The organism is Candidatus Moraniibacteriota bacterium (genome assembly GCA_016699385.1).
GTDB lineage: Bacteria > Patescibacteriota > Minisyncoccia > Moranbacterales > UBA1568.
In genome coordinates, this window is record CP064974.1 from 191970 (window position 1) to 217341 (window position 25372).

Here is a 25372-nt window from a genome sequence, read left to right on the forward strand (position 1 = left end):
TTATTTTTCTGCTCGCTTATACACCGCAATATCGTCCGACAGATAGAGAAGGGACATGTCTTTGGCTTTGGTGAACTGGAGGCTGTCGACGTGGGGATTGACGACAACCGTGTCGACGCCGGTTCCCTTGAAACAATCTTGTCCTTTGGGTGTATTGGGGGCAGAGATCATGAGGAGGGTACATTGTTCACGCGTTTTGGTCTCGTCAGTGTAGCGTTGGAAGAGTCCGCGAGAGAGGGGGTAGGAGTAGTCTCTCATGAAGAAGAGTTTCATCCACGAGTCGGCGATGATGTAATTGTGATCCTTGAGTACCCATTCGTCCGAGCGGGTATTTTTTGCAAGCCATGAGGAGACGGTATAGGTTTGCACGGCTTCACGCACAGTGCTTTTTGTCGAGATTGTCCCGGCATTGTCAAAGAACCCGCCAACAATAACAGCGACGAGGAAGAGCCCAAATGCATAGCGGAGGAAGCGATGTTCGTCGGGAGATTTTTCTTTGAGTGTTTTCTTGCTGCTTTGCCCTTGCATGAAGAGTGAGACGAAAGCGAATCCAGTAAGGAGTGCAGCCGGGAAGGTATTGTAGGTGCCAATGCGATTGGAGGGGATGTCGATGAAGAGGAGATTTGGGAAAAGAGTCATGACGATGAGACCGGCGCTCCAGGCAATCATCACGATGCTTCCGAGCTGCTTGCGCCTGGGAGAGAGGAGAAGAATCGTGATGCCGATAATCTCGAGTCCAAATCGGGATCCGCCGACACTTTGGGCGAGTTGGTCAAAAGAAAGTCCTTCGCGCGTTGCTTTTGAGGGCGTGCCGACAGCGGTGTCGATGGCACTCGCGTGGAGATAGGTCGGCGTGTAGACAAATGCCGTAAATGCAAGAAGAGACAAAGCAATGAGTATCGGGAAGGGCGAGCGGAAAAGAGCGAGCCACTCTCGGAGTTCGGAGAATCGTGTTGTATCGGAATTTTTCGAGAAGAAAGTTGAGAGGAAGAATATTGCGAGGATGAAAAGTGCAATAAAGAGAAAGACGAATGTCGAGAGGTGATGAGTGAAGGCAAGTGTGCCCATGAAGAGTATGGCGAGTCCGAGGAATATGGAGTTCTTCTCTCGGAGCGCGCGGAAGAAGCAAAGTATGATAATCGGAATGAGGAGATTTCCAAAGAGATTGCCGACGACGCCACCGCTCACATATTTTGCTTCAGGAGAAGAGAGTGCCCAGAGTGGTCCCACGGAGAGGAGGACGGCGATCATGCCACGTCGGGCGAGGAGTTTTGATGGGAGTGTATCCTCGAAGAGGCGGTAGCTAAGAAGGGAAAGTGCGAGGATGGTGAGAATGTTGACGAGGAGAAGTATGAGTGACGGGAAAGCCGAAACAAAGTCGATGTGAGCGACGAGCGCGGTTGCTGCAAAGGGGAGATGTTCGCCTACAATAAAGTCATCAATCGGTTGTGGATCGGTGAGGGTGTCTCCGGCACTTTCGGTTCCCTCGAAGTCGATGTTAACTTTTTCATAGGAAGGAACAGCGCCAGTAAGGGCTATTTTCTTTGCCCAAAACATATGATGTCCGAGGTCGGTCGACGTAGGGAGAATCGTATCCCAGAGATAGAGAGATTTGATGAAAATTGTAAGCACAATAAGTCCAATGAAGAGCCAGCCTTCTTTGTGTGAGAATGCTATTCCTGAAGTTGATTGATTTTTTGTTGGGGAATTTTTTTCTTTCGCTTTGCCTTTTCGGAATCTTGGAATGAGGAATGCAAGTGGAAGAAGTATGAAGATACTTTCGAGTCCGATAATTGAAAGTGCGGTTATCGGGATGTGTATGCGCGAGAGAAGGAGCAAGCCAAAGTCGAGCAAAGAAAGACTCATCGCGAATGAAAGAAGTGTGTATTCAAACAGGGAAAGTGTGGGGAGTCGCTTTCGGAGAAATGCGGATATGATGAGTGTTCCGGGAACGAAAAAGAGTCCGGTGATTGTGAGGAGGAAGGCGAATTGACTGGAGAATGTGCTCATAGGTGGAGTTCGCGTTCGCCGGTTATTTGCACAATCGTGTCTTTGATAATGCCGGCATAGCATGTGGCAATCGTTTTCCAATTGAAGTGCTTGACAGTGTAGTGTCTGGCTCGTTCACCAAAGATCTCTCGTTCTTCTTTGTTGACGATGAAGTGCTCGATTTTTTCCTTCCAATCTGTGGCGTCTTCCGGTTCGGCGAGGATACCGTTTTGATGATCCGTGAAGGCATCCTTGAGTCCTTCGAGACGCGAGACAATGACGGGAATGCCGCAGGATGCTGCTTCTATCGGGGTGATGCCAAAGCCTTCGACATCGCCTGGTATGTGGATATTCGGTTGGACGAATATATCACAGGTATTCATGAGGATGTCTCGTGCGCGGTCGCTCACATACCCGAGGAGTTTCACGCGCTCGAATGTTTTGGTTTCTTCGATGGCATTTCGGATATTGTCGCGGTCGGCACCGTCTCCGGCGACGATATAGACGGTTTCTCTTGGGAGTGTTGGGAAGACATTTCGGATAAACCAGGCGACACCTTTGCGACGAGCGAGTCTCCCTGATGTAAGGATGACCGTTGCATCTTTGCGCACATCACCGATGATGCCTTCAAGGTCCTTGCGGGTGAAGTTTGGGTTGTAGTGTTTTTGCGGGTCGATACCGTTGGGGACGAATTCGAATTTTTCCTTGGCTATTCCATGATGGACGCCGAGCATGATGGTTTCATTGCCGACAGCGATGAGTCGGTCGAGCTTCGGGATGAAGATGCGAACCCAGAGTGCCTGATAGATAAAGAGTGGATAGGTGATGTCGAGTCCGTGAATAACGGAGAGTACGGCTTTTTTTGGAAAGCAAATCTTTACCGCCCAGCCAACTACGGAGAGAACGCCGTCGCCAAGGAGCACGGCGTCATATTTTCGCGACAGAAAAAGCGCTCGGCAGAGGGCATAGGGCAAGAAAATCGGCAGGAATTTCTTGCCGAATCGATTGGCTATCGTGGTAATCTCAGCGTGTTCTTTGAGCCAGAGAGAGAGCGCGGCATTTTGATTTTCGATGCCACCAACAATCGGTGGATACGCACGAGAAATAAAGAGAATACGAAGAGGCATAGCGGGACGGAATTTCAAATGATACATTATTTCAAAGAGAAACTCATGACAGAGAATGCTCTCGGTGAAGAGTGGGATCCACTCATTTTTTGTATGTTTTTTTCTTTGTGAGATAGAGCTGTTCTTCGATGAGGCGACGGTTGGATTTGACCATATCGGCAAGGAGAGCGAAAACGACGAACTGGAGTCCGATGATAAAGAAGAGTGCGGAAAAAAAGAGGTAGTTTCGATAGGGGGAAATTTTGAAGTCTTGAATATAGAAAACAAAGAAGGTGCAAAACAGGAGAAACGCGATGCCGATGAGGGTGAAGCCGGGGATGCCGAAGAACTTCATCGGGCGAACGTCTCGCACGGCTTTTACGATGATGCGTGAGCTTTGTCGGATATAGTTTACGATGCTCTTCGTCATTTTGGATTTCCGTCCAGCGAAATAGGTGACGGGAACAGGAATCCAGATAATCTTGAGTCCTTTGCCAATTGCGTCGATGATAACTTCTTGTGTGTAGGTGAAATTCTCGAGGAGATTGAGACGCAAGAGCGACTCACGACTGTAGGCGCGGAAGCCGCAAGTGAGATCTTGTATTGGTGTTTTGAGAAATCTGGATATAAGGCTTGCAGCGAGACGGTTGAGGCGATCTTTGACGAGGGGAATATTTTGTGCGGCGTGTTCGCCGAAACGGTCGGCACTTACGATGTCCGCCTCTCCTGAGAGTATGGGCGCAATGAGTGTACCAATATCGTTGGGATCGAACTGTCCATCGGCGTCGATGTTTACCATGATGTCCGTATCTGATTCGAGCGCTGTCTCGACCGAGGTGCGAAAGGCTCTTCCGAGTCCCCGGTTGCGTGAGTGTATGATCACGCGGTCGGCGCCTGCTTCTCGAGCGATTGAGCCGGTATTGTCGTTTGATCCATCATCGACAACATGCACGACCACCTTGTCGATGCCCTCGAATGATCGGGGAATTCTCCGTATCGTTTCACCGATCTTTTCCGCCTCGTTGAACGCGGGAATATTGATAACAAGTTTCATATCATTTTTTCTTTATGAGTTTTGAAAATTCAAAACAGGCGACTTTGCAGCGGGCGTTTTCGGTTCCGTTCTTTACGATATCTTGCTGGCATTCGAGTGCGACGCCGAAGCAGCGACTCTGGCTCTCTCGGATATACAACCAGTCTATTTGGTAGTGGAAGAAATTCAAAAGGAAACTCCCGACGACGATTGCGCCAACTATCCAAATAGCGAGACGAAGAAGATGAAACATACGTGTTATTAGCAGTGTGTTCTGTGCTATCGCCCGATACCTTTGTAGACGATTCCGGACTTTCGGAACAAATTTTTATCAAACGCGTTCTTGCCATCGATGAAAACTTTAATCTTGTGTTTCTTGAGAAGAGTGGGGGTAATTGCTTCTTTGAATTCCGCATGATCGGTTGCGAGGATGAGCGCGGTGGATTTCTTGAGTATGGCGTCGAGAGACTTCAGGCTTGAGCGATCGAGAATATGCGGATCGAAAGTTTCTACTTTTGCTTGGTGTTTCTTGAGATGCTCGATGATGCGCACGGATGGTGATTCGCGCACGTCGTCGATATTCGCTTTGTAGGCGATGCCGAGAACGCCAATAGTGGTGCCATTGAGAGGGAGCTTAACCGTGTTGAGCGCATCTTGGAGGAGCTCGACCGTATAATCTGGCATGTCATTGTTGATTTCTCGGGCAAGACGCAGGAATTTGTGATCGAATCCGGCTTTCTTGGCGCGCTCTATCAAATAGTAGGGATCGACTGGAATGCAGTGACCGCCGACGCCACAGGAAGGGAAGTGTGCAAGGAAAGAGAATGGCTTGGTTGCAGCACCGCGGATAACGTCAGTGACATCAATACCGAGTCGGTCGAAGGATCGGGCAAGCTCATTGACGAAGGCGATATTTATATCTCGAAAGGAATTTTCAACCACCTTGACCGCTTCGGCTTCGCGGATGGACTTCATAGGGCGGATTTCACCGTCAATTATAGACTGATAGAAATCAAGGGCGCGTTTGAGTCCGATGGCATCGAGTGAACCGACGACGCGAGGGATATTGGTGACATTCCATACCTCGTCTCCCGGATTGATGCGCTCGGGACAGTGAGCAATGAAGACATCTTTGTTGATGATGTGTCCCGCTTTTTCAAAAAGGGGAACAACAACTTCTTCGGAAACGCCGGGATTGACGGTTGACTCGAGTACGACGAGCGCGCCCTTCTTGAGATTCCCAGCGATAGTCTCCATGGCACCAATGACGGGTGTCAGATCGGGCGCGTACATTTCATCGACGGGTGTCGGGACGCAGACGAGGATGATATCCGCGCGTTTGAGTGTATGTGGATCGGAAGAAGTGGAGAAAGGATATTTTGGAAGGTTCTCTTCGAGGTACTGATCTTCGATAGGGCTTTTTCCTCGGCTGATGAGGGCGTTCTTTTTTTCGTCGAGATCAAATCCGACAACATCGTATCCTCGTTCTTTTGCACGTACAGCAAGTGGCAATCCCACATATCCCAATCCGACAATACCAACGGTTGTATTTTTTTTCTCACCTTCTTTCATAGCGCAGTATAATCAGATTATTCTTTCTGCCCCTTATTGTACGAAAAAAGAGTAAAGAAGTCGAGGTGCGCGGATGAAAGAGGTGTAATCGGGCGTAGCAGGGGTCTTCTAACCCTTCGTGAGAGGAGAACGCTTTGTGGTCTTGACAAAACATTGTATTATGCGTTAATATTATTTCACTCAATTTTATCCGAAGAACGCATCATTATGACAGCCCCAGACACGAGAGCGGAGGGAAAACTCAAGCACAGAACGCGTCAGATTCAGAAGACGGCGAAGATGGAGAAAACAGGGAAGATATCTCGAAAGGATGCCTCCTCCCGAGGGTTTTATGGTACGGCATTTCACCGTTTCTTGCACTCGATATCGCCACGGGCAGTTGCTATTGTCTCGGCGCGCTACGGCGCAGGCGGGAAGGAACCGATGACGCTCGAAGAAATCGGGAAGACCTATGGCATTACGCGTGAGCGAATTCGTCAGATTATCTCGGTACTCCTCGGGAATGTTCGCGCACGTCGTTACCCGGCATCACTCGAGGAAGTATCGAAGCGCATGGAGTCGACGCTCATGGGCAAAAGTGGTATCATGAAGAGGCAAGTATTTTTTGAAGCGATTGCTGGAACAGACACAAAAGAACAGGGCGCCGCTCGGTTTTTCTTGGCTGTTTTGTCGGAGCGTTTTCGAATGCTCGAAAGCAATTCGATGACACCTTCTATTGCTGTGGCTTCGTTTGCTGATGCCTCATGGGAGGCAGTAAACACGGCAGCAAAAACACTACTTGTCGAAAACGGCGAATCACTCCTCGAAGCAGAATTTTTGAAACGAATCGCCAAACACCCTTCACTCAAAGCGGTTTCTCAGAAGACGATATTGGATTTTCTCGCGGTGTCGGAAGACTGTCGCAAGAATCCTTTTGGTCAGTGGGGACTTCCTGAATGGAGTGATATTTGTCCGCGAGGAACACGAGAGCGTGCCTATCTCGTTGTTCGCGCCGAAGGAAAGCCACTGCACTTCCGTGAGATAGCAGCGAAAATAGACCAGTCCGGATTGCAGAAGCCAGGGAAGGTGACGCATCCCCAGACCGTGCACAATGAATTGATCAAAGATAAGCGATTTGTGTTGGTAGGGCGTGGTACCTATGCGCTCGTGGAGTGGGGATTCCGACGAGGAACTGTCCGCGAAGTTGTTGAGGAAATACTGCGTGAGCGAGGCGTGCCCGTGAAGCGTGATGAGCTTGTGTCTGAGGTGCTCAAAGTTCGCGATGTGAAGGCATCTACGGTGGTTATCAATCTCAATGCCTTTTTTGCTCGTACTCCAGAGGGTACCTATAGCTTGAAGGAGTCGAAGAAGCGAGCGAAATAGGAGGGAAGTACGCTCTTTAGAGTCTGCTAAGAAGAACAATTGTTCCTGAAAAGACAGTGCGGAAGTATACCTTTTGAGTGTTTCTTTGGCAGACTCTTAATCAACAGAATGCGTGAGGGATTTTCAACGAACTATCCCATGGGCACTATTTTATTGCAGAATTTTAGAGGCATGTCGGAGGCGCTCTTGTCTATCTGGAGCGTTATGGGAGAAGTGTGGTTTTTGGTGCTCCCACCAGCACTCTACTTTGTTTTCAAATTTCTCTGGATGGATCACATCCAGAATCAGTACATCGGAAATACCAAGAACGTGCTTCTCGAGATTATTTCGCCACGCGATATCGAGAGGAGTCCCAAGGTGATGGAGACGATTTTCGATGGTATTGCAGGGGTTGATAAAGGTCCAACGACAGTCGAGACTTATGTACAAGGGTATCTCCCGCCACTCATTAGTCTTGAGATGACGGGCGATGGTGTCGAGGGCACGCATCTCTATGTGCGGACGCCGGTGGTTTTTAGGAATCTTATTGAGGCATATTTTTACGCGCAATATCCCAATGTCGAAATCGTTGAGGTAGCTGACTATGTCGATGAAATTCCAAAAGGTGCGCCGAATCGAGACTGGGATCTGTTTGGAGTTGATATTGAATTTACCAAGCCTGATGCCTATCCGATCAAGACGTATCACTACTATGAGGAAGAAGTGACAGGGAAAATGATTGATCCGCTCGCAGGGCTTTTCGAGAGCTTTGGGAAATTGCCGCCGGGTCAGAAGCTCTGGTTTCAAATGATCATTACGCCACTCAAGCCGGATTATTACAATACCGGGAAGGCGCTCCTTGATGAAATTATTGGGCGTGCGGTCAAGGTGAAGCCGTCTTCGGCGCTTGGCAATCTGGCAGCGGGTATTGGAGAAATAGCGACGGCTGTTCCCAAAGCGTTCTTCGGGCCAGTCGAATTCGCTCCAGCAACACCAGAAAAGCCGGATAAAAAAGACTTTCTTGAATATCAATTGACGCCGGTCGAAAAAGAAGTAGTGAAGGCGCTCGAGTCGAATATCGGGCGCAATGTGTTCGGGTCTCGTCTTCGTATGATCTATATCGGCAAGAGAAAGGGCTTCGACAAATCATTTGTGTCGACATTTTTTGGAGGACTCAAGCAGTTCAACGACTTCAATCTCAATGGCTTCAAGCCGAATGACGCGTCGAAAACCTATGCGAACTATCTCCTGACCGATATGCGCCTTCGCTATCGACAGCGGAAAATTTTGCGTCGTTACAAATTTCGCGATCCCGACTCTCCGGTTCCGATGCTCGCGCTCAGTACTGCGGAGCTTGCGACGCTCTTCCACATTCCTGACATGAACGTTGTTGCACCTTCCCTGCCACGCATCTCCGCGAAGCGAGGTTCTGCACCACAGAATTTGCCGATTCAATAGTTTGAGTTGGTTTTGTGTTGGATTTCTGTTTCTTTTGAGTTTCTTGCCTATGTCTGATATCACCTATTTTGCAAAAACGAATTTTCGGAACGAAGATCGCGTCTTCGGCATCAAGGCCGATGATCGCCGACGACACATGTATGTCATCGGAAAGACAGGCATGGGGAAGACGAATATGCTCGAAAACCTTGTCATTCAAGATATTCAGCACGGACATGGCGTTGCCTTTATCGATCCACACGGCGATACGGCAGAGAAACTCATACGCGCCATTCCGCCGTCACGCGTCAATGATGTGATTTATTTCAATCCGTCGGATCAAGATTTCCCGGTCGCCTTCAATGTGATGGAACATGTGTCGGCAGAATACCGACATTTGGTTGCTTCTGGTTTGGTGGGTGTATTCAAGAAGATCTGGGCGGATTCTTGGGGACCGCGTCTCGAATATATTTTGCGAAATGCGATTCTCGCACTCCTTGAATATCCGGGGAGTACGCTCCTTGGCGTGATGCGCATCTTGGTCGACAAAGAATATCGCAAGCGCGTGGTCGACAAAGTGACGGATCCGGTGGTGAAGTCGTTTTGGGTGGATGAATATACCAAGTGGAATGACCGAGTGTTGCAGGAAGTAATTGCGCCAATTCAGAACAAGGTTGGGCAATTTCTCTCGAGCTCGCTTATCCGCAATATTGTCGGGCAGACGGTTTCGTCATTCGATGTCCGCGATATTATGGACAATCGAAAGATTCTCATCATGAATCTTTCGAAGGGACGTATCGGTGAGGATAATAGTGCGCTTATTGGCGCGATGATGATTACGAAGATTCAGCTCGCTGCTATGGGACGCGTAGATATTCCCGAGGACGAACGGCGGGATTTCTATCTCTATGTCGACGAATTCCAGAACTTTGCAACGGAATCATTTGGGAATATTCTTTCCGAAGCGCGAAAATACCGCCTTAACCTCGTCCTCGCCAATCAATACATCTTGCAGATTGAGGAACCCGTGCGGGATGCCATTTTTGGCAATGCAGGAACCATTATCAGTTTTCGTGTCGGGTCAACGGACGCTGAATTTCTCGAAAAGGAATTCTCACCGATTTTCTTGGCGACGGATATCGTGAATCTGGAGAAATATCACATCTATCTGAAGCTCATGATTGATGGCATCTCTGGCGATGCCTTCAGTGCGACAACGCTTCCGCCCATTGATCTTCCAGAAAGCGCTGACAACGCTGACAAAGTAATCCGCATTTCTCGCGAGCGATATGCGGCAAAGAAACAGGATGTTGAAGACAAGATTCGTCGTTGGACGGGCATTCTCACGGAAGAAGAGCGCCAGAGCTTCGAAGAACGCATGCGAATGCGTGTTGAGACGACGCTCACCAAACGAACTTCTCAGGAAATGAATGTTTCAGTTCCAGCGCCTTCTGCTTCACCTTCGAATCGAGAGGCTTCGCTTGGGCAGCATCGAGAAAGTCGGTACTCTTCTGAAAGAGCGGTTTCTCGGGAGTTTCCGTCGCATTTGCAGCAACCGTCTCCACGAAAAGAATTTTCCGCTCCCAATGAACTCACAGTTTCTTCCACTCCACGGTATGAATCGAATGTGTCTTTTTCTTCATCACGTTCGGATGTTCGTCCGAGTCAGAGACAAGAAGCGTTATCGGGAAATGACGCGCCGTCTTTCAACAATCGCCCCTTGTACAAGTCTGTGTGTGCCGTGTGCGGTGTTGAGATAGACGTTCCTTTCAAACCCGATGGGAAGCGCCCGACATTTTGTCGTGAGCATTTCAAGAATTTCCAGAAAACTGTTGCTCGGACTCGGGTGGATACTTCCACAGCTCTTCCGTCATTGGATTCGCGTTCAGATGCTGTTCAGAGCAGTGGTATGCCGAGAAATTTTGAGCCGAATCTTGCAAGGCGTGACGATCGTATGTCGCCGAGACTGCCACGTGAACAGAATTCCTTCATTCCCAAGGCATATACTCCAAAAGACGCGCCGATTTCTTTGGGGCAAATGCAACATATCGCCCCAAAACCTTTCAAGCGGGTGAAAGAAACGGTGGATCTGAGCGAAGTGCGAAAGATTCTTTCGTCCGAGCGAATGCCAGATGTCGATTCGAAGATTGACTAGAGCCTATCTCAAAAATAATCTTTGCTTTACTTTCTGTAAATTTTGACGGGAAATCATTCAAAATTCGTTGAAATATCTCGATATACCTCCTCGTTTTTCATGATTTTCCATTCAAATTTCCTAAAAAGCGTCGAAAGCTATTTTTGAGATAGGCTCTAGGAATTGACATGTACGTTGAGGGCTTCTGGCAATTTTCTCTCTGTGAATTTTTTGCTATACTGTCTGATGCCGTTGATTTCTTGTATTTACTGTTTGATGAAACGCGTATGACATCATTCAAAAAACGCTATCGACGAATCTATGCCGCTTGGGTCGTTGTGTCGATTCTCGCGGTCATATCGATGATATTCTTCCTGATTGCTCCTATCTTTACGTATCGATAAATCGCCTGTGTGGAGACTCTGATGTATGAAGAGAATCGCGCTTACTTTTGTGTCTGGTGCCGTGGTTTTGTTTGGCGTTGTCGGGAGTATAGTGATGGGATATCGTGCGTATCAGGAATCTGAGCGAAACAAGGCTATTGCGGAAGAAATTCAATCACTCCAAGATGAAGCGAATCGAGTTGATCAAGAGAATCGGAAATTGAGTGATCGTATAGAATACCTCCAGTCGGACACGTTTCGTGAGCGGGAAGCAAAGCGGGTTCTTGAATATCAGAAATCGGGAGAAAAAGTAGTTTTCATTCGAGAACGTGCCGGCATGCCAAAGGATTCTTCGGAGGATTCATCTCAAGATGAGCCATTTGTGCTTGGAGTATCAACTGATACGGAACCAAATCCCCTCAAATGGTGGCGAGAGTTTTTCTGAGAAACAATAAGCATGTTTTCCTAGTGCCTTGAGCAGGATTTGAGTTGTCTGAGAATGGTTTTTAGTTTTCTTCTCTCTGATATTCGTTATGTCTCAATACGATACACAATCTGAGATTGCTAAAGAAAATGCGAAGAAACACGGAGTTGTTCGTGTTCGGACGGTGCTTTTTGGACTGCTCCTTACGGGTATTTTGGCTATGCTGGGGCTATCCTTGCTTGTGGCATTTGCTCCGGATGCATCCGTTGGCGTGGTTATGCGTCGCGTCCTTCCGTTTCCGGTTGCCATTGCCGATGGTGCTTTCATCTCATATGGCGAACTCGATAAGAATCGAGAGTCTCTTCGCCGTTTTTACGAATCGCAGTCGGATGATTTGGAACAGCGGGGATTTCGTGTGGATTTCAACACGCCAGATGGAAAGAAACGATTGCTTCTTCGAGAGAAGGATATTTTAAACAAGCTTGTGGAAGATCGCATCATTCTTTTCTTGGCACAGGGAAAGGGCATTCGATTCTCCGATGGAGAAGCGATGGCAAAGGTTAAAGAGGCGATACAAGAGCAGGGTGGCAGTCAAGAAAATCTTGAGAATCAACTCGCGCGTTTCTATGGATGGAACCTTTCGGAGTTTAAAGAGAAGATTGTTGTTCCATCGCTTTATCGGGAAGCACTTGAGGCGTCTTTCATGAAAGAGCGTGACGTGACAGCGGCAAAGTCGGCAATTGAGAAAGCGGCTTCAGAGCTTAGTAATGGGACGGCGTTCGAAACTGTTGCAGAGACGTTTTCGGATGGTGACTCCAAGAAAGATGGCGGCGATCTCGGCTGGACAGATATTGAGGCATTGGTTCCGGAACTGCAGGATGCGGCGCGAACACAGTCTATTAATGCGGTTGGGTCGATACTTGAGAGTACGCTTGGATTCCATATTGTGGTCGTCTTGGATCGGAAAACAGAATCCGGAAAAGAGCTGGTTCGAATGCGGCAAATATTTACGCGAAAGCCATCATTTCCGGACTGGCTTGCTGAGAAGAAGCGTGAGGCAGTAATTTTTATTCTTCCTCGTCGCTATCTCTGGGATGCGGAAAGTGGGAGTGTCATATTTCGTGACGAAGCGTTGCGTGCTTTTGAGAAGACGGCGCTTCAACAATCTGAAGGAGATCCCTCGCTTGTCTTCTAATGTCCCTCGAAATCTTCTTTACAATTCATAATTCTTTTTACTTCTTCGTATGGAAACAACAGATAGTGTCGTTCCAACGACGGAACGATCGGATATTTCTCGTCGAAAGGTTTGTCGCCATGGCGGCGCCTCGCTCTTGTTAATGAGTTTTTTCCTCGGCGTATTCGGCGGTATTCTTGGGTGGTGGGTTGGGCCACGCGTGGCACATGATTTGAAACTCCCCATGTCGCCAGCTTTTCTGGAAATGACAAAGAATGCGGGGAATATCGGCAGTAAGGATATGTCAGCAACACTGCCGCCATCAGTGTCGTCGGAAGAGTCGCTTCTCGTTTCTCTGGTCGAGAAGAGTACTTCAGGTGTGGTAAGTGTTGTCATCTCAAAAGACGTTCCAAAATATCGCAGTTTTTTTGATGATCCAAGCTTCCCATCATTTTTCTTTGGGCGTCCATTTGGCGGTGATGCAAATTCGAATCAAGGAGAAACCGAAAAGCAAACTATTGGTGAAGGGTCGGGATTCTTTGTGTCTTCCGACGGTACTATTGTGACCAATAAACATGTTGTCGAGGATTTGCAGGCGGATTACACAGTGATAACGAGCGACAAAAAAGAACACGTGGCTCGTGTGCTCGCTCGTGATCCGGTGCAAGATATCGCTATCCTGAAAATCGACGGAGATGGTTTCCCAGCACTTGATTTGGGTGATTCGGAGAATCTGCGCGTTGGACAAACAGCGGTGGCTATCGGAAATTCGCTCGGGGAATTTTCCAATACGGTGAGTCGTGGCATTATATCCGGACTGCAGCGGAGTCTTGTTGCGGGATCGGGAATGGGCGCTTCCGAGCGTCTCTCAGGCATTATTCAGACGGATGCTGCTATCAATCCGGGGAATTCGGGCGGACCACTCTTGGACCTTTCGGGAAATGTGATTGGCATCAATGTTGCCATGGCACAGGGGGCGCAGAATATTGGCTTCGCAATACCGGTCAATAGCATCAAGCATGCGCTTGACGAGGTACGAAATACGGGGAAAATCTCGGCGCCCTTTCTTGGTGTCCGCTCGGTTGCGATTACGCCGGAAATTCAGAAGGCGAATAATCTTCCGTTTGCATATGGAGCGCTTATAGTTCGCGGGCAGAACATTACCGATCTCGCCGTCGTGCCTGGTTCTCCGGCGGACAAGGCGGATATCGTCGAAAATGATATTGTTCTCGAGATTGATGGAACAAAAATTGATACCGATGCTCAACTTGCTGACGTGATTGCTTCGAAGCATGCGGGCGATACGGTGACGCTCAAAGTATGGCACAAGGGCGATACGAGAGATGTTGATGTGACGCTCGAGGAACGAAAGTGATGGTAGTCACTTCGTCATAAGAAACAAAAAGAAGTCTTCTAGAGAGACTTCTTTTTGAATTTAGCGTGATGCTGATTTGATGGGATTCTTCTTGACCAACATCGACGAGAGAACGGGGACGATGAGGAGGGTGAAGAAAGATGAAACGGCAAGCCCGAAGATGATGGCAGTACCGAGTGCTCGCCATAGGGCATCAGAGAGGGTGATAGGAATGAGTCCTAATATGGTGGCGAATGAAGTGATGAATATCGCTTCGATTCGAGACTTCCCGGCATCGATAATCGCTTCGGTATGTTCGAGACCGCTTGCCCAATTGAGATTCATCTTGTCTATGAGTATGATGGCGTTTTTTACGACGATGCCAAAGAGCGCGAGAATGCCGATGAGCCCCGGGAAGGAGAGGGGGACGTGGAATATCGCCATGCCAACAAAGACACCAATCATAGCAAGTGGGAGTGTTGTAAGGACGATAGCAGCTTGCTTTACAGAGTTGAATTGAATGATAAGGGTGGCAACGATAAGTGCGATGGCAATGACGAGCGCGCGCAGGATAGAAGCGACCGACTCTTGATTCTGTTCGTTTTCACCGCCATAGGAGAGGGAATAGCCATCAGGGAGATGATAGCTCTCCTTCACTTTTTTCTGAAAGGCAGTGAGGATTTCAGCGGGGCGGACATCGGTATTGACGCCGGCAGAGAGGAGAGCTGTCCGCTTCTGATCGATGCGAGTGATGGAATCGACGGAGGGTTTGAGTTCGATGGTAGCGAGATCACTGAGGCGAATCATATTGCCGGAGGCATTTCGAAATTCGATATTTCGCACATCATCGAGTGAAGGTATTGAGCGTTCGGCGAATCGGGCATTGACGCTGATTTCTTTGTTGTCGCGCAGGACAGTAGTGACTTCGATGCCGGAAATTGCCATGCGAAGCGTGCTCCCAACACTGGTTGCGTCGAGTCCGTAGTAGGCGAGACGGTCATGATTGAGTGTAAAGGTATAGTCGGCAGGAGCATTCTTGAGTGAGCTATTAATATTAGTCGTGCCTGGGATAGTCGCGAGAATGCCCTTGAGGTCGCGTGCGATTTCGTCGATGGTTTTCAAATCGTCACCCGATATTCGTGCTTCGAAGGCGGCTCCTGATGGAGGACCACCCTGCTGGCTTGCGATGCGGATATCGGCATCTTTGATGTCAGAGACGTCAGTGCGCAATGCGTCGGCAATCGCAGAAGATGTGCGACTCCGGTCATGCTTGTCGGAGAGTTTGATGACGATACCGGCGAGGTGTGAGGAATTTCCACTCGTGCTTCCGGTGCCATCTTGGGAAACGCCGGCATTTCCGACGACAGTAGAGAAATTCACAATTTCGGGATAGGCAAGAAGCTTGTGTTCAACCTGTTGCACGATAGTGTTCGTCTCATCGAGTTTGAGTCCTGTGGGAGCTTCGACATTGACAAAGATGAGATCTTCATCAGATGCGGGGAAGAATTCGACGGGCACGATGCCAAGTACGGGCAATAAGACGGCGCTTATGAAGATGGCACCGGTTCCGATGAGGACAGTCCATTTGCGCCGAGTGCTCGAAAGGACGCTTCGAAGCAATCTCTCATAGGGCGGAATAATGCGATCGAAATGGATGATGCCATGGATGAATCGGTCCTTGAGGGTGCCGTTTTCGCGATTTCCTGCTTCTTTGAGACGAGTTTTTATGAGGTTTTCGTCAGCCCATTCCGCGTCGACGAGTGCGGAATTATTTGCAAGAAGAATCTTTCCTTTGCGGAGGAAATACCAGAGTAGGAGTCGTATCGCGATAATGAATGACACTCCTGCAATGGCAAATCCCCAGAAGTTTCTGAAGGAAAGACCGTATGTGCCGAGTCCAAGGAGAAAAATCGTTGCAATGATAAACCAATTTTTGGTAAATCGAATGCGCTCAAGTGCGGCGGCAAGTGGGTGATTGATCATGAGAGCGATACCGAGAGATGCTGTCAGTGTGACAGAAACGGTGACCGGAATAGACTTGATGAATTGTCCAATAAGACCGGTTGCAAGGAGGAGCGGCAAGAATGCCCACATCGTTGTGAGCGTCGTGGTCGTGAGGACGACTTTGAAATCGCGAAGCACCAGGAGTACGGCTTCTTCTGGGGTGAATTTTCCGGTTCGGAGGTATTGTTTGGTTGCCGATACGACGACGATGGCGTCATCGACCAGGAGTCCCATGGACAAGAGAAGGGAGAAGAGCGAGAGAAAGTTGAGGGATATACCAGAGAGAAGCATCGTGCCGAAAGTGATAAAGAAAACAAGTGGAATAGTGAGTCCGGCAATGAGCGCTTCTTTCAGTCCAACGATGAGAATAAGCGTGCCAACAACGAGCCCGACCGTGAGGAAAAAGTCGCGAGTCAGTTCGTCAAAGTTTTTGCGAATTTCTTTGGCGAGGTCGACGGTCGTCGTCCATTCTACGCCTCCGGGGAAACTCGCAGATAATTGACTCATGGTCTTCTCTGCTTCATCGACAGTTTCAATGATAGATCCGCCGGTTCGTTTTGTGATATCCAATGTGACCGCGCTTGCCGGGATTGATCCACTGATAGAGAGTCGCGAGAGAACGGTTCGTTTTATGGCACGTTCTTCTACGGTAGCGATATCCTTGAGGAGTACTGCACCGCCATTTGCTGAAAATCGAATGGGAATATTTCCGAGGGTGTCTGCGTTGAAGAATCGCGCATCGGTTCGCACGGGGTAGGAGAATCGCGACCCGTCGAAAGTACCGGCGGGAACGGCGCGATTGGTAAGAGCGATAGCGCGATTGGCTTCGTCGGGGGAGATGCCAAGTGCGGAGAGTTTTGCCGGATCGTAGGCGACGGAGAATTCGCGTTCATCACCGCCGGAGACTTTTACTTCTCGGACGCCGGGGATTTTCTTGAGTTCATCACTTGCGGTGTCGGCGAGTGATCGAAGAGCGAGCCCGTCGATTGGACCGGAGAGGGCGATAGTGAGTATTGGCTGATCATCAAAAGAGACTTCCTTAACGGAAGGGTCATTGGCGTCGTCAGGGAGATCACTCTTTACTTCAGAGACCGCATCGCGAAGATTGCGAATAGCATCGTCAATCGGTTCGTTTGCTTCATATTCAACCGTGACCAATGAGAGGGAATTTGCGGAATTCGAAGTAATCTTTTTGATACCGGAGAGCCCACTAATCTTTGTCTCTATCTTTTTGGTGACGAGTTCTTCGACATCCGACGGCGAAGCGCCTGGGAACGGCGTAATGACGATGCCGACCGGAATTTTTATTTCCGGATTGGATTCGCGCGGAAGCTGGAAGAATGACCAAAGTCCCCAGATGGTGATGGCGGTAATGAGGAGGAGAATGACCCGAGGGCGCGTGACGAAGAAATTGAAAGCGCTTTTTCGGAGTGCCGGATCAAACTCGAGTTTTCTCAGGTATTCCGAATCGGAAGAGGTATCGTGTGAAGTATTTTTGGACATAGCGTGGACCGTCATGAAGATGAAGAATGAAATCTGTACGAAATATCTCGTGTCTGGGTTGTTTCAACACGCTCCTATTCCTCGGTACTTACGGAGACCCCTTCTTCGAGAATTCTTCCGCTTTCAATGATGATGTTTGTGTCGTCCGAGATGTCTGCCGAGACAATGCCTGTTTCACCAGAGACGGTCACAGAAGTGGCGATAACTTTTTTTGCTTTGCCCTCTTCTTCGATAAAGAAAAACGATCCATCTTGTCCGGTCGTGATGGCGGAAAGCGGAAGGGAAAATGTGGAAACGTTGGTCAAAGCACGCTCTGTTTTGAGGGTCACTGTTGCTATGGATCCTGCACGGAGACTTTTGTCTGAGAGTTTCGCTTCGATGGGGAATTTCCCAGTACTGGAATCAGCGATGGCGCCGAGAGAAATGATACGTGCTTCGGATGAAACATTTCCCGAGGTCACTGTAATCGTGTCGCTAAGCGCAAGTGCGTGTCGTGTGTCGGTAGACACCTGGAATCGTATCTTGGGCGCCGTGCCGGAAGCGATGGTTGCAAGTGTGGTGCCAGGTGAGACTGTGCTCCCAACAGCAACATTTTTCTCTGAAATGATGCCGGAGAGTGTTGCTCGGACAAGGGCACTGTTGCGAGCGTTGTCGAGTGCTATGGTTGCGCTTTCGAGACGAAGCTTTGCGAGGTTTCGTGCGAGTGTATTGGCAGTGCTCTTTGTGCTGTCCTTTTCAGTGAGGCGAGCGGCATCCTTGTAGGCTTTATTGGCAAGGGACACGGCAATTTCTGCCTGTCGGATAGTCTCTGATAGTAAGCCGTCTTTTGAAACGGCAGACCCAAAGGGCGTGTCGATGCGGAAGAGCATCGATCCGAGTGCGACAGTGCTACCAACCTCGAATGGGGCAGAGGAAATAGTACCGGAAGTAGTAGCAAGGAGAGTGGTTTCATTTTCGGGGACAATGACACCGGGAAGATGGTCTTCGGTAGTGGTGCTTTTGAGATCGCGCGCTTTTTTGGCGGTGACCTGAAGAGGAGTTATTTCATCGGTTTTCAAGGTTTCTTCTTGGCTTTTTGAAGTATTCTTTTGTGAGAGAAAGACCCAGACACTGCCGATGATAATGAGGAGTATTGTAAAGATCCAGAGAGTTGATCGTCGCGATTGTGGCATTGGAAACGGCATAGGAGTTTCGGCTTAAAAACAAATAAATATTCTTTGAACAATCTGCCCATTATCCTCGAAATAATCTACTTTGTCAAGATGGGGCGCCTTTTTATGAGGGCGGATATGTTTGACGAAAAGAGATTTTTTTGGTATAGCAGTGGAATATGTCTTCGAAATTTTTTCAAAAACGCGTTGAGGATTTCTCGTGCGGGCATTGCGCTGCTGCTGTATCGGGGGATGGCTATACCAATCACTGCCCGCATTGCCTGTGGAGTCGGCATGTCGACATCCATCCCGGTGATAGGCTGTCGAGATGTGGCGAGCTTATGGAACCCGTTTCAGCATTCCTCGAGCATGGCGAGTGGCAGGTACAGCACCACTGTCTCTCTTGTGGATACGAAAAAAAGAACCGCCTCGCAGCGGACGATGATATGAGTGTACTTGCCAAAATTGTTCACGGGGAGAAATAAAAAGCTCCCGATGTGATTTGTGGGAGTGGCAGCGATTGGGAATGCCATGGGAATCACATCGGGAGAAGATCTTCACGCTTGGGAGAAGGCATTGGCTGCGTGAAAGATTGGTTTGAAATCCTGAACATTGTCAGGATTCCGGAATTGGTCGGGCGGACACGGACGCATTTCGCTCGTCGCTACTTTGCATGTATTCCCGCGCCGCCCGGAGAACTGCAAGGATGGGTTGTTCCTTGCAGGGAACTTCACCCCAGATAGGGTTTGTCTGGGGTTCTTCTGTTGCCTTTGTAATCTCTGGACAGCACTTAAAGAGAACACAAAGACGTGTAGAAGCCTAGGTTGTTAAAGATTTAATACTACCTTTCTACTGTACATTTTCTGTGGCGTCAAGTGGTATGGGGAGGCGCCACTGCCAGGGGTGGTTGGGAATTTTGAAAAATTCGGCATTGTCGGGGGCGCTTTTGTCGAGTTTGTAGTGGATGTGTTGCAGGGTCTTTCCTTGCGGGTCGCGCAGTTCTATATATTGCCTCGTATTGCCAAGGGTGAAGGCAGATTCTTGATGGGTGAGTGTTTTCGACTCGCCGGGTTTGAGAAGAAAGTCTTCGTGTATAACGTGGTTTGTGAAATTCTTTGTGGTGCGTTTGGATTTGGTGGAAATGCTCCACTTCTTCAGGTTGACATTTTTCTTTGATTTGTTTTGGACGAGAATCGACTCTCGGTTGGTATCGGCGCCTTGGGGGTTTGGCATGAGAGAAACAATGCGGACTTTTGGCGCGACATATTTCTCAATTTTGACGTGGAATGTTTTCGTTTTGTCGGCGATGCCGTCGGTGTAGGTGAGCTTCACGGTGTATCGTCCGGTCTTGGCAAAAGTATGCATTGTGTCTTTCTTGTAGCTCTTGTGTCCGTCACCGAAATCCCATACGACTTTGGTTTTGTCGCGGTCTTTATCGCGAATCTTTGCGGTGAATTCCAGAGAGATTTTTGCGAAGCCTTCCTTCGGAACGGATGTTTTGGCGGAGGGGTCGTTGCCAAATCGGTTTGCTTCGCCGGGGGTGAGGAATTTGGTATTGCGCCAGGCACTACCGTCTCGGGCGAGTGAGATGTTTTCGTGAGTTGTGTCCCAAGAAATGCTGTCGGATTTGGTGCCGGTTGCATCTTCGAGCGTGACGGTTTCATGGCTATTGTTGAGCGCAAAGATGAAGTCGGGGCGGAAGATGGTAAGGAAAGCGTTTGGCTCGATGGCACTTTTGGTGGGGAAAGTGTATTTCCCGGTTTTGGAGGCGTCGCGAAGCGTCCACTTGGAGAGATCGACGGTTTTACTGCTTCGGTTTTCGAGTTCGATGAATTCGTTTTTTGATTCGTCTCCTTTTGGATTGGCGAGAATCTCGGAGAGGACAATATGCGCATCACCCACATGGTCTTTGGATGCGCCACAAAAATCGACAGATGTGTGGGAGGAGGTTTGCCTGGTTGGCAGAAAAGCTTTTTCAATGCTTGGCGCATTTGTTTTAGATATTCGGACAATCATCTCGTGAGCTTCGGGATTTCGAACATTCGGTTCGTCGCTTCGGAATGGTTTGTTCACGATGCCCCATGAGAGGGAATCGACGATTGCGTCATCTGTATCGAGGAGGGCGAGAGAGTTGTTGTCTGTGAGCGTTGCCGTGCTTGATTCTGTTGCGTGCAGGGTACTCGCAAAACTGTTTGCGGAATTTGCCCAGAGGAGTGTCGCACCAGGTGGCAACGTGTTCGATGTGTCGCCGAATACTTTGACGGATGACTCACTGCCACTCCCGATTCGTTTTCGGAGTTTCCAGCCGGAGAGGTCGAGCGCACAGTCTTCATCGTTTCGTATTTCTATGAAGTCTTCGGAAGTGGTGTCGCCTGAAGTCTGGACGGTTCGTATAAAGACATTCCAAGAGTTTTCTTGTGCTTCGGCGATTTCAGTGAGAACAAAAAAAGCGCTTCCGAGCGATATCGCGAGAAGGGCGCTCTGTTTTATATAGGCGGAGAATGCTGTGCGAGCAGTCATAGGTTAGAAGAGTCGTTTCAGGAAAGCAGTGAGTGTATCTTCAGTATTTCGAATTTTCTGGACATAGTAGCAACTGTTCTTGTTTTGTCAATATTCTGGTATACTTCCCCTAGGAGGTTGAAAGAGACTTTTTATATACGCGTATGACTGAGACAACACAAGAATCAGCTGGAGGAACTCAGAAAGATGCGAAGCCATCGTGGGTTTCGTTGTTGCTTGATATGGTCTCACGACACGCCAAGGAAGTTGTCGGCGGAGCACTTGCGATTGCCGGCACAGTCGAAGGGGATATTCGCGCATTCATTATGCGGTTTATCCGAGAGATTGTGCTGGGCATGGTGTTTCTCTTGATCGGATTTGGGTTTGTTGTGTTTGGTCTCGGAATGGCATTGGTCGAGGTGTTTCGTCTCGGACCATCGGCAGGACCGCTCGTTGTGGGGACGCTCTTCGTTGCAACGGGCGCACTTCTCTTGATGTTTTCCCGACGGTAAAGGTGGTAGCACAAGAATGCGCGTGGCAGGTTCTATTCTTCACAGAAGTATTAATGTTAATATCACTATCCTATGAATGATTTTATGGATCGAGCAAAGAAAGAAGTTGGAAAAGCGTCGGAGAAAGCTGGTGAGATGCGAGACACCGTCGTCGAGAAGGCGGGACAAGCGCGGGAGAAAATCGCCGAAACAGCGGATGATGCGCGGGAGTATGTCAAGGAAAATCCTGTTAAATCAACCGGCATAGCCCTCGGTGTTGGCGCTGCCATAGGAGCCATTGTCGGCTTCTTCACCGGGAGGAAGAAATAGTTCTCTCGTTATCATGGATTTGACACGAACCTTCTCTTCGGAGAGGGTTTTTGTTATTATGAGGACATGAATGAATTTTTCAAAAATCCGTGGACGTGGCTTCTCGTTCTGTTTGTGTTGGTTTCGGGGGGTGTGGGCATCTTCTTGTTTCGGGGAGATTCAGCAAGAGTGGTTGAGAACGAAATGCGAGATACGTCGGCGAACGCGACAAGTGAGGTGCTTTCACAAGAGGACTCCGCGGGTATTGTCGAGAAGCTCGAAGCGGGAAATGCGATGCCGAGAGAAGCGGAGAGTGGTGATAATGCGGCTAGCGCATCTAATCAAGCAATGCCAAATGAACAAGAATCTGCTTCGTCGCCAGCTTCAGCAATGGAAGTACCAACATCATCGCCGGAAGTGGCAGCGCCTTCACAGGAGCAGGAGGTAGCTGTGTCGAAACAGGATTCGGGCGGAAAATTCTCGATAGAGAATCGACTCGTATCATGGGGATTTACCAAGGCGAGCGGGCGGACAATTGATACGGTGGTCGTTCACTCGACCTACAATGCGACGGGTGGCGACCCATTCTCGGTTTCGAAAATTATTGATATCTACAAGAGCTATGGTGTGTCGCCGCATTATCTGGTCGCGCGAGATGGCGCGGTGTATCGCATGGTTGAAGAAAAGAATATTGCCTACCATGCAGGGGATTCCGAGATGCCCGACGGTCGGACGAATGTGAATGCGTTTTCGATTGGCATCGAAGTAATTGGGAAGGATAACGGCAGCCCGAGTGATGCGCAGTATGTCTCGCTCAAAAAACTTCTTGCCGATATCAAGAGTCGAAATAGCATCAAACATATCGTGGGACACAGTGATATCGCGCCGGGAAGAAAGACTGATCCGTGGGGATTTGATTGGAAAAAGATAGGTGGAAAAATTTTGTAGAGACGCAAGATTTTGCGTCTTTCGGTATTTGGATTTTTATGCAGAAGCAACAAGAGTGCAGGTTTCTTTTTCATGTTGAGGAAGTGGCGACACATGTCGTTTTGTTTCGTGGCGCGGAGGAAATCGGGCGGGTACGCATCGAGCCCAATCGGGAGTTGTTGGAGAAAATTTTGCCAGTGATTGACGGGCTTCTTTTGGAACATAAACTTTTGCCGAGCGACATCACTGATATAAAAGTTGAATCGGAGTTGCCGGATGGCTATTCCTCTCGCCGTATCGCAGAGACGGTCGCGGGTGTGTGGAAGCGATTTAAGCGTTCTTGAGGGGCAGTAACATTTGAGATTGTTTCAGTTGTAATAGAATTCAGGAACTTACTATTGACAAATATAAATTATTTGTTTAGTATAAGGAAGTTATTTTGACAACTACAAGAGAGGTATTTTCTCAATGTGTCTTGCAGATTTTCCGGAAAGAAAAAGTTTTTGGGTTGATGTGGTTGTACATAGAAAGGAAGGAAGTGATCGGAGTTCATTTCTCGTTCCGAGTGTTGCTCGTGCATTGGAATGTGCACAAAGGTACTACTCGGATTTTTCAGGAACAGGAGAAATACTCCTCTTTGTTGAAAGAGGTGATAGTGGCTATGAAAAAGAATCCTTGTTATTCGTTCATTTCAACAGAGGAGAATACGATGGCGACGCAGTGTAAGTCTAGGAAAGGAAAGGGGAAACGCGAGCATGCACCGAGAGATGTTGCCGTGAAGAGTGGCTTGCAGCAAGGGTATTTCGCAAAAAAGTACGCCGGCAGTATATCGTCGAAAGTTTCATTCTCTTCAGCTCACGCCCACGCTGAATGGCAGCGTCGGCAGGACAATGATGGAATATGACAGAGGTAGGTAGCTGAACTTAAATTTATTGGAACGCTCAGAGCTTTGCTCGGGCGTTTTCTTTTTTGACACTTTGGGGCTGAAACGATAGGATAGAGGCAGATAAATTCTTGGAAAATCCCTATGAATACGGCGGAAATAACCATGGACAAGATTGTCTCGCTCGCAAAGCGACGCGGCTTTGTTTTTCCGGGGAGTGATATTTACGGGGGGCTTGCGAATTCGTGGGACTACGGTCCATACGGCGCGCAGCTCAAGAAGAACATCAAAGATCATTGGTGGAAGACCTTTGTCGAGAGTCGTGATGATATGGTTGGGCTCGATGCCGCTATTGTTATGAATCCAAAGGTATGGGAAGCGAGCGGGCATATTTCTGGTTTCAATGACTTCCTAGTTGAGTGCAAGGAATGCCATGAGCGACTACGACCGGATCAGCATCTCGATGCGGTGAATCAAAACGAATTCATGTTGTCATTCTCGGAAATGACATTCAAGAAAATGGAGATTGAGAAGCTCAAGAAAGAAGCGTCTCCAGATCAGGCAACAGTAGAGAAATACGAACATGATATTGAGAAGCTTGCCGAGAAGCTCTTTGGTGCTTTGCGAACCATTGCGTGTCCGCATTGTGGGAAGCGCGATTGGTCGCATCCGACACTCTTCAATCTCATGTTCAAGACTTTCATAGGTCCTGCCGAAGAGAGCGCCAACATTGCCTATCTTCGTCCGGAGACGGCGCAGGCGATGTTTGTGGATTTTCCACTGGTCGCCGGTGTGTCAAGAAAACGCTTGCCGTTTGGTATTGCTCAAATCGGAAAGGCATTTCGCAATGAAATAACGCCAGGGAATTTCATCTTTCGTACGCGGGAGTTTGAGCAAATGGAAATAGAATATTTTTTTGACTCCAAGAAACGAGAGTGGAATGACGTATTTGGTTATTGGCAGGGAGAGATGGAAGGATGGATGCAATCGGTTGGCATGGATATGGATCGAGTACACCCGACGGAGATAGCCGAGAATGAACGAGCACACTATTCGGCGCGTACGGTGGACTTCGAATTCGACTATCCCTTCGGACGAAAAGAGCTCTTCGGACTTGCCTGTCGGACGGACTATGACCTTTCGCGTCACGCGAAGTTCTCTGGTCGGGATATGACATGGCAGGATCCTGAGACGAAAGAAAAGATTACGCCATTTGTGATTGAGCCAACATTTGGACTTGATCGCGGGCTTCTCGCGATTCTTCTTTCCGCCTATGATGAGGAGATGCTGGAAGGCGGTGAGACACGCATCGTGCTTCGCTTGGCAAAATCGATTGCTCCAGTGAAGGTTGCCATATTCCCGCTCATGAAAAATAAACCCGAGCTTGTTGCGAAGGCGCGTGAGGTATTTGATATTCTCAAGAAAGATGTCGTCTGCGAATTTGATGACAACGGCAATGTTGGGAAGCGATATCGACGTCAGGACGAGATCGGGACGCCGTACTGCGTGACGATTGACTTTCAGACTCTTGATGATGGCACGGTGACGGTGCGCGACCGCGACACGATGAAACAAGAGCGACAGTCGCTCGCCGACCTCGGGAATTATTTGTGGGAACATCTTCGGTAAAGAATTTTTTGGGAGGAGGCGATTTTATT

The 25372-nt window shown here is 48.7% G+C and carries 21 protein-coding genes; 13 read left to right on the top strand and 8 right to left on the bottom strand.

The features are described from left to right. From IPJ67_00810 to IPJ67_00830, 5 genes are all read right to left on the bottom strand, one after another. Window positions 1–2010 (bottom strand): hypothetical protein, encoded by a 2010-nt coding sequence (locus IPJ67_00810; protein QQR77677.1) that lies wholly within the window; start codon window positions 2008–2010, stop codon window positions 1–3. Then, on the bottom strand, window positions 2007–3116 hold the full coding sequence (locus IPJ67_00815) for a glycosyltransferase family 4 protein (GenBank protein QQR77678.1): 1110 nt from the start codon (window positions 3114–3116) through the stop codon (window positions 2007–2009). Before IPJ67_00815 ends, IPJ67_00810 begins: the two co-directional genes overlap by 4 nt. Before the next feature lie 82 nt (window positions 3117–3198). Further along, window positions 3199–4149, bottom strand: a complete 951-nt coding sequence (locus IPJ67_00820) for a glycosyltransferase (GenBank protein QQR77679.1) — start codon at window positions 4147–4149, stop codon at window positions 3199–3201. A gap of 1 nt (window position 4150) precedes the next feature. Continuing rightward, window positions 4151–4381 carry a hypothetical protein gene (locus IPJ67_00825; GenBank protein QQR77680.1) on the bottom strand — a complete coding sequence of 77 codons (231 nt, stop codon included), beginning with the start codon at window positions 4379–4381 and terminating at the stop codon, window positions 4151–4153. Between the two features lie 26 nt (window positions 4382–4407). Then, window positions 4408–5700, bottom strand: a complete 1293-nt coding sequence (locus tag IPJ67_00830; protein QQR77681.1) for a nucleotide sugar dehydrogenase — start codon at window positions 5698–5700, stop codon at window positions 4408–4410. Between the two features lie 207 nt (window positions 5701–5907). On the opposite strand from IPJ67_00830, the gene IPJ67_00835 reads away from it, so the two are divergent. The 6 genes from IPJ67_00835 (at window position 5908) to IPJ67_00860 (ending at window position 13968) form a co-directional block, all read left to right on the top strand. Continuing rightward, a complete protein-coding gene (locus IPJ67_00835) occupies window positions 5908–7062 on the top strand; it encodes a hypothetical protein (GenBank protein QQR77682.1) in 1155 nt (384 codons plus the stop codon). Between the two features lie 171 nt (window positions 7063–7233). Further along, on the top strand, window positions 7234–8499 hold the full coding sequence (locus IPJ67_00840; protein ID QQR77683.1) for a hypothetical protein: 1266 nt from the start codon (window positions 7234–7236) through the stop codon (window positions 8497–8499). Window positions 8500–8548: 49 nt separating this feature from the next. Beyond that, the gene (locus tag IPJ67_00845; protein QQR77684.1) at window positions 8549–10633 is read left to right on the top strand and encodes a type IV secretion system DNA-binding domain-containing protein; all 2085 of its coding nucleotides are present in this window, start codon (window positions 8549–8551) and stop codon (window positions 10631–10633) included. Between the two features lie 408 nt (window positions 10634–11041). Continuing rightward, complete coding sequence (locus tag IPJ67_00850) at window positions 11042–11440, top strand: hypothetical protein (GenBank protein QQR77685.1); 399 nt, start codon at window positions 11042–11044, stop codon at window positions 11438–11440. 88 nt (window positions 11441–11528) lie between these two features. Next, window positions 11529–12614: a peptidylprolyl isomerase gene (locus IPJ67_00855; GenBank protein QQR77686.1), complete on the top strand. Its 1086-nt coding sequence runs from the start codon at window positions 11529–11531 to the stop codon at window positions 12612–12614. A 49-nt stretch (window positions 12615–12663) separates the two neighbouring features. Beyond that, entirely contained in the window at window positions 12664–13968 is a 1305-nt protein-coding gene (locus IPJ67_00860) for a trypsin-like peptidase domain-containing protein (GenBank protein ID QQR77687.1), read from the top strand. 60 nt (window positions 13969–14028) lie between these two features. Here the strand turns inward: IPJ67_00860 and IPJ67_00865 are convergent, their stop codons facing one another. Both IPJ67_00865 and IPJ67_00870 read right to left on the bottom strand, forming a co-directional pair. Continuing rightward, window positions 14029–17454, bottom strand: a complete 3426-nt coding sequence (locus tag IPJ67_00865; protein QQR77688.1) for an efflux RND transporter permease subunit — start codon at window positions 17452–17454, stop codon at window positions 14029–14031. A gap of 74 nt (window positions 17455–17528) precedes the next feature. Then, window positions 17529–18638, bottom strand: a complete 1110-nt coding sequence (locus IPJ67_00870; GenBank protein ID QQR77689.1) for an efflux RND transporter periplasmic adaptor subunit — start codon at window positions 18636–18638, stop codon at window positions 17529–17531. Between the two features lie 146 nt (window positions 18639–18784). Between IPJ67_00870 and IPJ67_00875 the strand changes: the two genes are divergently transcribed. After that, window positions 18785–19090, top strand: a complete 306-nt coding sequence (locus IPJ67_00875; GenBank protein QQR77690.1) for an RNHCP domain-containing protein — start codon at window positions 18785–18787, stop codon at window positions 19088–19090. Between the two features lie 364 nt (window positions 19091–19454). Here the strand turns inward: IPJ67_00875 and IPJ67_00880 are convergent, their stop codons facing one another. After that, window positions 19455–21125 carry a lamin tail domain-containing protein gene (locus tag IPJ67_00880; GenBank protein QQR77691.1) on the bottom strand — a complete coding sequence of 557 codons (1671 nt, stop codon included), beginning with the start codon at window positions 21123–21125 and terminating at the stop codon, window positions 19455–19457. Between the two features lie 143 nt (window positions 21126–21268). Here IPJ67_00880 and IPJ67_00885 point away from each other — a divergent pair, with 143 nt between their 5' ends. From IPJ67_00885 to IPJ67_00910, 6 genes are all read left to right on the top strand, one after another. Beyond that, on the top strand, window positions 21269–21616 hold the full coding sequence (locus IPJ67_00885) for a hypothetical protein (GenBank protein ID QQR77692.1): 348 nt from the start codon (window positions 21269–21271) through the stop codon (window positions 21614–21616). A gap of 72 nt (window positions 21617–21688) precedes the next feature. Then, window positions 21689–21925 (top strand): DUF883 family protein, encoded by a 237-nt coding sequence (locus IPJ67_00890; GenBank protein ID QQR77693.1) that lies wholly within the window; start codon window positions 21689–21691, stop codon window positions 21923–21925. A 66-nt stretch (window positions 21926–21991) separates the two neighbouring features. After that, the gene (locus IPJ67_00895) at window positions 21992–22852 is read left to right on the top strand and encodes an N-acetylmuramoyl-L-alanine amidase (protein ID QQR77694.1); all 861 of its coding nucleotides are present in this window, start codon (window positions 21992–21994) and stop codon (window positions 22850–22852) included. A gap of 38 nt (window positions 22853–22890) precedes the next feature. Continuing rightward, the gene (locus tag IPJ67_00900) at window positions 22891–23175 is read left to right on the top strand and encodes a hypothetical protein (GenBank protein QQR77695.1); all 285 of its coding nucleotides are present in this window, start codon (window positions 22891–22893) and stop codon (window positions 23173–23175) included. 317 nt (window positions 23176–23492) lie between these two features. Further along, the gene (locus tag IPJ67_00905; GenBank protein ID QQR77696.1) at window positions 23493–23735 is read left to right on the top strand and encodes a hypothetical protein; all 243 of its coding nucleotides are present in this window, start codon (window positions 23493–23495) and stop codon (window positions 23733–23735) included. A 123-nt stretch (window positions 23736–23858) separates the two neighbouring features. Beyond that, the gene (locus IPJ67_00910; GenBank protein ID QQR77697.1) at window positions 23859–25343 is read left to right on the top strand and encodes a glycine--tRNA ligase; all 1485 of its coding nucleotides are present in this window, start codon (window positions 23859–23861) and stop codon (window positions 25341–25343) included. Window positions 25344–25372 lie beyond the last annotated feature (29 nt).